Genomic DNA, 9,520 nt, shown 5'->3' with positions numbered 1-9,520 from the left:
GAATGTAAGGATACGACAGAGTCGAATGGTATTTATCCCGTCAAGATCCCTCAGTAATGACATGATTAACTTGAGTCCACAAAGTTAGCACTCCCTTCCGCTTCTAGCAGTATCGCTTTACATGGGAATAAGGTAACGTATAGGGTTACAAGCAGTCATAATAATCAAAAACTTGACCAATTCACTGACTGCTCTATCAGAAATACTGTTTGATAAACGATATTCATCTAGAAATGGTATATTATTACTATGTCCAATGGTGATTGGTGAAAAATTTGGACCACAATTTAATAAAACAAATTGAAGAGATGTGTACAGTGCGAGGAGTGAGACTCACTCCTCAACGAAAAAGGGTTTTTGAGCTGATCTGTTCTAGCCCTAAAGCATCAAGTGCGTATGAATTACTGGAACAACTAAAGACGAGTGAGCCGCAGGCTAAACCGCCCACTGTATATCGCGCACTCGACTTTCTTCTAGAGCAAGGATTCATCCATCGTGTTGAATCGACCAATAGCTTTATTCAGTGTAATTCTTGCAATGCGCACAAGCACTACTCACATTTGTTGATATGCGATAAATGCAGCAACGTTATCGAACTTCAAGAAGATAGCTTGATAACTTTACTGGCAAATAATGCTAAAAAACATGGATTTACAATCACAAATCATGTGATTGAATCTCATGGGATTTGTCAGTCGTGTTCAACCGGACAGACGGAATAATATTACACCATGATAATGCGCACCGAATTTATAAACCCGTTTTTAGCGTCTTTGATGAACGTGTTAAAAACGATGGCTTCTCTTGAACTGAAGCCGCAAAAGCCGAGAGTTAAGAAGGATGAAATTGCTCGAGGTGATGTATCCGGCTTAATCGGTATGGTTGGTCAGCCTACTCGTGGCTCAATGTCTATCACATTTGATGAAACCCTCGCGCTGGAAATCATGCAAAATATGTTAGGTGAACGTCCAAATGGACTGAATGAAGAAGTCACCGACATGGTTGGCGAAATAACCAATATGGTCGCAGGGGGAGCAAAACGTATCCTCTCTGAAAGTGGTTTTGATTTCGATATGGCAACGCCAATTGTTGTGTCAGGTAGAGGACATACGATTCGTCACAAATGCGAAGGTGCCATTATTATAATGCCCTTCAGCTCTGAATGGGGTAACGCCTTTATTGAGATTTGTTTCGAGTAACAGCACTCGATAAAAAGCTTCCCACTCAAGGAAGCTTTTTATCCTGGGCGATAATATTACGCGCCTTCATCACCAGTAAGCACTCGTCCACCAGTTTATCGATTGTTTTTTCACCCGCTTGTAAGGCCAAATCTGGGGCAATTGGCGGTTGATAATCAGAATCAATACCGGTGAAGTTAACAATCTGCCCAGCACGAGCTTTTTTGTATAAGCCTTTAGGATCTCTTTGCTCACACACCTGTAAAGAAGTATTGACGTATATTTCAATAAATTCGCCGCGCTCAAGTAAGTCTTTTACTAACTGACGCTCTTCACGGTAGGGCGATATAAAGGCAGATAATACAATTAAACCAGCATCCGTCATCAGCTTTGCCAGTTCGCCAATACGACGAATGTTTTCGCGTCTATCTTGCTCAGAAAAGCCCAAATCACTGCACAAACCATGTCGGACGTTATCACCATCCAAAAGATAAGTATGATAACCCTGATCTGCCAATGATTTTTCTAATGCGCCAGCAATGGTAGATTTACCCGCTCCTGATAAGCCGGTAAACCATAGCACCGCTGGTTTTTGCCGCTTAAGCTGCGATCTTAAAGCCTTGTCAACATTATGCTGATGCCAAATAACGTTTGACTCCTGAGCCTGCAACTGAGTTGTCATTATCGCGTCCTTTTAAAATGGAAAAAATTGAGGAATTAGAGCCAACACCAATAGTGAATACACCAGTGAGACCGGAAGCCCGATTTTGATATAGTCCACCAATTTATAATGGCCTAAGCTGTATACGAGTAGATTGGTCTGATACCCATAAGGCGATACAAAGCTAGCGCTTGCTCCAAACAGCACCGCCATAATAAATGGCATAGGATCGACGCCATAGCCTATAGCCATGCTGTAACCAAGCGGAAAGGCCAATGCCGCAGCAGCATTGTTCGTCACAAGCTCGGTTAATATCAGGGTAAAAAAGTAGGTTGCCACCAAAGCACCGAAGGCCCCCCAACCATTAAAGGTATCGATAAACACATTACCTAATGTGGTAGAAAGTCCTGACGAAAGCATCAATTGTGCAATAGACAATGCCGAACCAACAATAACCACAATGTCGATTGGAAAGCGTCGTCTTAACTCCCCTAACTGAATGACGCCGCAAAATAGTGACGTAATCAAAAACAAAGATAATCCCTTGATAAGAGAAAGTTCGCCAAGCAAAGCTGCGACAATCACACACATGAACCCAATTAACACGATACGAGACTTGTGATCATCCAGACGAGCACTGGAATCCAGATCATTGACTAACACAAACTCTTTGCTGCGCATTTTTCGCTCTTGCTCAAAGCGTTTTCCCGGCACCAAAACAAGTGTGTCCCCCGCATTGAGCTCAATGCTTCCAAGACCACCACCTAACCGTTCATGCCCACGACGAATGGCCACTACCACCGCATCAAAATTCTCACGAAACTGGCTAGATTTGAGGGTTTTTTGGCGCAAACTTGCTGAAGAGCTGACCACAACTTCAACCAGACTTTGACCATTAAGATGGTGCTGACCAAACAGACTAAGCCCTTGAATTTCTTGTAACGTTGCCACACTCTCAATATCGCCGCAAAACAGCAGTCTGTCTTTTTCCTGCAAAACGAAGTCAGGCTCAACCGATGGCATGGCTTGGCCATCTCGTATCACTTCAGCAAGGAATAATTTTCTCAAATCACGCAACTTATTATCGCTAATACTCTTTCCCACCAAAGGAGAATGAGGTTCAACCATAGCTTCAAGAAAATACGGTAAACTCTCTTGTTGCGATTCCTCGTTTGCTGGCAACAAATAACTAAGTGGGATGAGCACCACAAGCCCAGCACCGAGCACAACCAAACCAATCACAGTTGGAGTAAAAAAACCAAGACTGGGTAATCCTGCATCCTCAACAAAGCTGTTAATAATAAGATTGGTTGAAGTTCCAATTAACGTCAGTGTACCGCCGAGTATGGCTGCATAAGATAAAGGGATCAGTAACTTGGAGGGTGCGTGAGTTTGGTTACGTTTAATAGCACCAATCAAAGCTACCACCACAGCCGTATTGTTGGTAAATGACGATAAAAACGCCGTCGAGAGGCCAAGCTTAGCAACAACCGTCGCCAGCTTACCTGACGACAAGCTACGACTCACCCAACTGACTAAGCGAGTTTTTTCAAGCGCACTCGATGCGAGGATCAGTAAAATTAACGTCAGCAATGAAGAGTTAGTAAAGTTTGTCGCCATATCACTGAGCTCTATCATGCCTGCCAGAAACGCGATAAATGCCGCTCCAGCAAAAATAAAACTCGGCTTGATGCGTGTGGCAATAAGACAGGTTACGATACCCAGCAATACAACTAGCACAAATCCTTGTTGCCACATCATCGACTCTCCACTGACGGTTAATTGGTTAAATTTTGGCGTCCCACTCGGGGAAATGTTTAAGGATTAGGGCTTTCAACTCATGTTCAAATGCTCCCATTCGCTCGCTTGGCGAGGGTTCTCGCTCACTCAACGCTTCTCGAATTAATCCCGCTCCCACAGTGACATTGGTTAGGCGATCTATAATGATAAAACCGCCACTATCTTGAACCTCATCGTAGCAATCAAAAGCTAGCGGTTGGTTAAATACCCAGTGACAAAGCCCGATTCCATTGAGTGGGAGTGATTGAGCGTCATGCTTGGACAAGTTATTGATATCATATTGATGACAAATAGCTTCGACATGGCCTATGGTCTTCTTTCCGGCGATTTTGATGTCATAATCTCGCCCTGCGACCAATGGCTGCTCCGTCATCCACACCACATCAGCCGATAGGTGCTGACCAACGGTTACGTGAGCACTGTCATGAACAATGAGATCACCACGGCTGATGTCGATTTCATCCTCAAGAGTGAGAGTCACGGCTAGACCGGCTTGTGCCTGTGGCAAGTCACCGTCGAAAGTCACAATACGGGCAATCCGTGACGCCTTTCCTGAAGGTAAGGCTTTAATGGTGTCACCTACTTCAATCACACCAGAGGCTACGGTGCCAGAAAAACCACGAAAGTCGAGGTGAGGTCGATTCACATATTGAACAGGAAAACGAAACTCGCCTTGGACTTTTGCATGACTGACATCGACACTTTGCAAAAGATCCAACAAAGGAGGCCCCTCAAACCATTTAAGCTTGTCACTGGCTTCAACGACGTTATCTCCTTCGAGGGCAGAAAGTGGAACAATGTTAATGCTTGTTTCACCTTGCAGCTTATTGGCAAAAGACAAATAGTCATCGCGAATCTCTTCAAAGCGCTGCTGTGAATAATCAACCAGATCCATTTTGTTGACCGCAACAATAAAGTGTTTCAAGCCGAGTAAATTGGCAATAAAAGAGTGGCGACGGGTTTGATCCAGCACACCTTTGCGCGCATCAATCAATATAACAGCCAGATCGCAGGTCGATGCCCCTGTGGCCATATTGCGCGTGTACTGATCATGCCCTGGCGTATCGGCAATAATAAATTTACGTTTTTGGGTTGAAAAGTAGCGATAGGCGACATCGATTGTAATGCCCTGCTCTCGCTCTGCTTGCAGTCCATCAACCAACAAGGCCAAGTCCGGACGACTTCCCGTGGTTCCTACCCTTTGGCTGTCTGCATGAACGGCGGCGAGCTGATCCTCATAAATTTGCTTTGAGTCATGAAGTAAGCGCCCGATCAGGGTACTTTTTCCATCATCAACCGAACCACAGGTTAAGAATCTAAGTAATGACTTGTGTTGATGTTGAGTCAGGTACCCTTCTATCCCCAACTCTGCTAACTGACTTTCCACTGCACTGTTCATAATTTTCCCCTTGATCCTTTTAGAAATAACCTTGGCGCTTTTTCAGCTCCATCGATCCCGACTGATCATGGTCGATCGCTCGTCCTTGTCTTTCGCTCGACGTGGCAACTAACATTTCTTCGATAATACCCGTCAAGGTATTAGCATGTGACTCGATGGCTCCAGTGAGTGGGTAGCAGCCTAGCGTACGAAAACGGACCTTTTTTTCCTCAATCACATCGCCCGGTGCAAGCTTCATCCGATCATCATCAACCATGATCAACATACCATCGCGCTCAACGACAGGCCGTTTATCGGCAAAGTACAAAGGAACTATGTCGATATTTTCTAAATAGATGTATTGCCAAATATCCAGCTCAGTCCAATTTGAAAGGGGAAATACACGAATACTTTCGCCCTTATTGATCTGGCCGTTATAGGTATGCCAAAGCTCTGGGCGTTGATTTTTGGGGTCCCAAGTATGGTTTTTGTCACGGAAGGAATAGACACGCTCCTTGGCTCGTGATTTTTCCTCATCTCGCCTCGCTCCACCAAACGCAGCATCAAAGCCATATTGATTCAGTGCTTGTTTGAGACCTTGTGTTTTCATAATATCTGTGTGCTTAGAGGAGCCATGCTCAAATGGGTTGATCCCCATAGCCAGACCTTCTGGGTTCTTATGAACCAAAAGCTCAAAGCCATATTTTTCTGCGGTCTTGTCACGAAACTCAATCATTTCCTTAAACTTCCAGTTGGTGTCGACATGGAGCAAAGGAAAGGGAATCTTGCCGGGATAAAATGCCTTTCTAGCAAGATGGAGCATGACTGAAGAATCTTTTCCAATCGAATACATCATCACTGGATTATCAAACTCTGCCGCCACTTCTCGAATGATGTGGATACTTTCGGCTTCGAGCTGCTTGAGATGGGTTAAACCTTGTTGATCCATATTAGAGCTTCCTTTGCGGCTCACGATGAGCAGTTGATAGAGGTAAAATAAATAGGCGTTAGGCAAATTGGCGCTGAGGCAAAGCATTATCTTCCTCGCCAAACCATGATAATTTTTTCGATAAGGACACCACTTCACCGACCACAATTAAAGAGGGTGATTGAGCATCTTGGGCAAGTCTCGCCAACTGAGACAGCTTCCCCGTGAGCACTTTCTGGCAAGCTTGCGTACCCCGTTCGATGATAGCGATTGGCGTATCGGGCGCACGGCCATGCTCTATCAATTGGCCTTGGATGTAGTCTGACTTCATGAGCCCCATGTAAATGACTAACGTTTGATTACCTCGAGCTAACGTAGACCAGTCCATATTGTCTTTATCGGCCTTAAGATGGCCGGTAATAAACATCGCACTTTGAGCGTAATCTCGGTGGGTAAGTGGAATGCCCGCATAGGCTGTTGCCCCAGACGCCGCCGTAATGCCCGGAACAACCTGAAACCTTACTCCCGCGTCGGCAAGAACTTCTAACTCTTCTCCGCCTCGGCCAAACACAAACGGATCTCCGCCTTTTATGCGAGCCACACGATGGCCCTGCAGAGCAAAGTCGACCAAAAGTTGATTGGTTTTTTCCTGCGCAACACTGTGATGACCTGCGCGTTTACCCACACAGACTAATATGGTGTCGCTTGGAATAAGGGCAAGAATGTCATCAGACACCAGATAGTCGTACAAAACCACATCTGCCTGCTGGATAAAACGCAGTGCTTTGAGCGTAAGAAGTTCGGGATCGCCTGGCCCCGCTCCAATGAGAGCCACTTCCCCAGCACAAAGCACGCTTTGTCCTGAACCATTGAAAACCGCCAGTGAACCATTCGGTTTTCTCACATTGTTAGTGGGAAATTGAGAAATTGTATCCGTGCTCGCCATCATGCTATTCCTTGCCTATCGTTGAACCGCATTATGGCGTCACAGACATATTACCTGAAATTCTAAAATTTCATTTTTTATACCTTTTGGTGATATAGGAATAATCCATTCGTCCTAGCGACTGAATTTAGATGCGATCTCGCAGACAGAACAGAGTAAAAACCCTGACTCCACATCACATTTCGCTAGTGAGTGAAATATTCATTGCACAAGCTTTTGCTAAATTAGGCTTGGTTTACTATTAATGCTAGCGGAGCTAATACAATGAAAGTCGCAGTCAAACCTATCACGGTGGCCGTCTTAAGCGGTATGCTGACTATTGCAGGGCCAGTGATGGCCGATACCATCAAACTACGTATCGTGGAAACCACAGACATCCACGCCAATTTAATGGACTACGATTACTACAAAGACAAACCAAGTCCAAAAATTGGTCTAACGCGCGCAGCCACTATCGTTAAGCAAGCTCAAGCAGAAGTGACGAATAGCGTCCTTGTTGATAATGGTGACTTAATTCAAGGCAGTCCAATGGGTGACTATATGGCAGCCAAGGGAATCCAACCCGGTGAGGTCCACCCTGTCTATAAAGCGATGAATTTACTCGATTACGATGTGGGTAATATAGGTAATCATGAATTTAACTATGGGCTTGATTTTCTAAAAGAAACCATTAACGATGCGAACTTCCCCTATGTCAATGCCAACGTATTTGATAAGAATACTGGTCAGCACTACTTTAAGCCTTACATTATCAAATCACACACATTTAAAGATATAGAGGGTGCCGAACATCAAATCAAAGTCGGTTACATCGGCTTTGTTCCACCGCAAATAATGGTCTGGGATAAAAAGAATCTAGAGGGTAAAGTCTTTACCAAAGACATTAAACAAACCGCACAAACTCTTATTCCCGAAATGAAGAAACAAGGCGCGGATGTCATTGTTGCCATTCCACACTCAGGCATTTCTTCAGAACCCTACAGAATGGGCTCTGAAAACTCAACCTACTACTTAGCAGAAGTAGAGGGTATCGACGCGATAACCTTTGGGCATTCCCATGCGGTTTTCCCAGGAAAAGGCTTTGATAATATTCCAGGGATCGACAATCAAAAAGGCACCATTAATGGCGTCGCATCTGTGATGCCGGGACGCTGGGGCAGCCATGTTGGTATCATTGACCTTGAGTTACAACAAGAGAAAGGTCAATGGATAGTTGTCAGTGGACAAGCTCAAGCACGACCTATTTTTGATTCAAATAATCAAAAGTCACTTGCCAACGCTGACCCAGATATGGTCGAAGCCCTTAGCACTTCACATAAAGGCACACGTGACTTTGTTAATCAACCCATTGGTAAAGCTAGCGATGTCATGTATAGCTATCTTGCACTGGTCCAAGATGACCCAACAATACAAATTGTTAATTTGGCACAAAAAGATTATGTAGAACGCTTTATCCAAGGCGATCCTGACTTAGCTAACATCCCCGTACTTTCAGCCGCAGCTCCCTTTAAAGTCGGTGGACGCAAAAACGATCCCGCTAACTTTACTGAAGTAGAATCAGGCCAACTCACTTTCCGCAATGCTGCCGATCTGTATCTATACCCCAATACCTTGGTGGCAATGAAAGTAAAAGGCCAACAAGTTAAAGATTGGCTTGAGTGCAGCGCTGGACAGTTTAATCAAATTGATCCAAGTCGCAGCGAGCCTCAACAGTTGATCAACTGGGATGGATTCCGTACCTATAACTTCGACGTTATTGATGGTGTCGAGTATCAAATAGACGTCACTCAACCTGCTAAATACGATGGAGAATGTAAGCTATTAAATCCTAGTGCTCAGCGTATTAAAGAGTTAACTTATAAAGGAAAGCCTTTAGATCTGACACAAGACTTCCTCGTCGCGACCAATAACTACCGAGCGTACAGTGAAAAATTCCCAGGAACCGGCAGTCAGTATATCGCTTTTGATTCACCAGATGAAAACCGCTCTATCATTGCCAATTATATTACTCGCGTAAGTCAAGAGCAGGGAGAATTTAAGCCAAACGCAGATAACAATTGGCAATTTTCTCCAATTAAGTCAAATAAACCACTGGATATTCGCTTTGAAACATCGCCAAGTGATAAAGCCGCGAGCTTTATTAAAAACGCAGGTCTATACCCAATGAAGCAAATATCAACAGACGACGTTGGCTTCGCCGTATACCAAATTGATCTTCAGCGCTAATTAAAATGCCCCAAGTCAAACGCCGCGACCAAAATCGCGGCTTTTTTTCACCACGAATTCTTCATCCATAGAGTAGAATGCAGAAATAAACCTTAGTGAGTGCGTACCCAAAGCATGGAACCAAACAAGACCTTTAGCCAGCAACTTGCTGATGCAGGCTTTGACAAACAAGATATCAACCAGCTCATGGATTGTGCCAAATTGATTGAACTACCAACAAGGCATATATTGCTAAAGCAAGGCCAAGTCGCTAAAGAGATTTTTTTCTTAGTCGAAGGCGTCTGCCACTCAGCCTATCTAACGGATAAAGGAAAAGAGTTCAGCAAAGAGTTCTATTGGGATGTAGTGGTTTAATGATCCCGGACACCAAATTAGGTGGTAAAGTTTCCACCGTAAAATGAGG

At 44.4% G+C, this 9,520-nt stretch carries 8 protein-coding genes and 1 pseudogene; 4 read left to right on the top strand and 5 right to left on the bottom strand.

Going from position 1 to position 9,520, the window contains the following annotated elements; genetic code table 11:
* Window positions 1-263: 263 nt before the first annotated feature.
* A complete protein-coding gene (zur, locus tag QQK21_RS18960; RefSeq protein WP_284193743.1) occupies window positions 264-722 on the top strand; it encodes a zinc uptake transcriptional repressor Zur in 459 nt (152 codons plus the stop codon).
* A gap of 15 nt (window positions 723-737) precedes the next feature.
* Complete coding sequence (locus QQK21_RS18955; protein WP_284193746.1) at window positions 738-1,199, top strand: chemotaxis protein CheX; 462 nt, start codon at window positions 738-740, stop codon at window positions 1,197-1,199.
* 25 nt (window positions 1,200-1,224) lie between these two features.
* Here the strand turns inward: QQK21_RS18955 and cysC are convergent, their stop codons facing one another.
* From cysC to cobA, 5 genes are read right to left on the bottom strand one after another with little or no spacing between them, the layout of a single operon-like run.
* A complete protein-coding gene (gene cysC / locus QQK21_RS18950) occupies window positions 1,225-1,860 on the bottom strand; it encodes an adenylyl-sulfate kinase (protein ID WP_284193742.1) in 636 nt (211 codons plus the stop codon).
* A 12-nt stretch (window positions 1,861-1,872) separates the two neighbouring features.
* Complete coding sequence (locus QQK21_RS18945; protein ID WP_284193745.1) at window positions 1,873-3,597, bottom strand: SLC13 family permease; 1,725 nt, start codon at window positions 3,595-3,597, stop codon at window positions 1,873-1,875.
* A 28-nt stretch (window positions 3,598-3,625) separates the two neighbouring features.
* Window positions 3,626-5,038, bottom strand: coding sequence for a sulfate adenylyltransferase subunit CysN (gene cysN, locus QQK21_RS18940; protein ID WP_284193741.1), 1,413 nt, complete (start codon window positions 5,036-5,038; stop codon window positions 3,626-3,628).
* A gap of 19 nt (window positions 5,039-5,057) precedes the next feature.
* Window positions 5,058-5,990, bottom strand: a complete 933-nt coding sequence (gene cysD / locus QQK21_RS18935) for a sulfate adenylyltransferase subunit CysD (protein ID WP_431313143.1) — start codon at window positions 5,988-5,990, stop codon at window positions 5,058-5,060.
* Window positions 5,991-6,024: 34 nt separating this feature from the next.
* On the bottom strand, window positions 6,025-6,891 hold the full coding sequence (cobA, locus tag QQK21_RS18930) for a uroporphyrinogen-III C-methyltransferase (RefSeq protein ID WP_284193744.1): 867 nt from the start codon (window positions 6,889-6,891) through the stop codon (window positions 6,025-6,027).
* Window positions 6,892-7,155: 264 nt separating this feature from the next.
* On the opposite strand from cobA, the gene cpdB reads away from it, so the two are divergent.
* Window positions 7,156-9,117, top strand: a complete 1,962-nt coding sequence (cpdB, locus tag QQK21_RS18925) for a 2',3'-cyclic-nucleotide 2'-phosphodiesterase (protein WP_284193739.1) — start codon at window positions 7,156-7,158, stop codon at window positions 9,115-9,117.
* A gap of 114 nt (window positions 9,118-9,231) precedes the next feature.
* A pseudogene (locus tag QQK21_RS18920) lies at window positions 9,232-9,459 on the top strand (Crp/Fnr family transcriptional regulator); the annotation flags it as partial.
* Window positions 9,460-9,520: the final 61 nt, after the last annotated feature.

The sequence above is a fragment of the Vibrio zhanjiangensis genome (genome assembly GCF_030161235.1).
GTDB lineage: Bacteria > Pseudomonadota > Gammaproteobacteria > Enterobacterales > Vibrionaceae > Vibrio > Vibrio zhanjiangensis.
Note: the sequence above shows the minus strand (reverse complement) of the source record. Positions and strands in the feature narration are given on the sequence as shown.

Excerpts from the sequence above, each read along its gene's own strand:
- cobA (WP_284193744.1), bottom strand. The coding sequence starts at position 6,891 with ATGGCGAGCACGGATACAATTTCTCAATTTCCCACTAACAATGTGAGA.
- cysN (WP_284193741.1), bottom strand. The coding sequence starts at position 5,038 with ATGAACAGTGCAGTGGAAAGTCAGTTAGCAGAGTTGGGGATAGAAGGG.
- QQK21_RS18955 (WP_284193746.1), top strand. The coding sequence starts at position 738 with ATGCGCACCGAATTTATAAACCCGTTTTTAGCGTCTTTGATGAACGTG.
- QQK21_RS18945 (WP_284193745.1), bottom strand. The coding sequence starts at position 3,597 with ATGTGGCAACAAGGATTTGTGCTAGTTGTATTGCTGGGTATCGTAACC.
- cpdB (WP_284193739.1), top strand. The coding sequence starts at position 7,156 with ATGAAAGTCGCAGTCAAACCTATCACGGTGGCCGTCTTAAGCGGTATG.
- cysC (WP_284193742.1), bottom strand. The coding sequence starts at position 1,860 with ATGACAACTCAGTTGCAGGCTCAGGAGTCAAACGTTATTTGGCATCAG.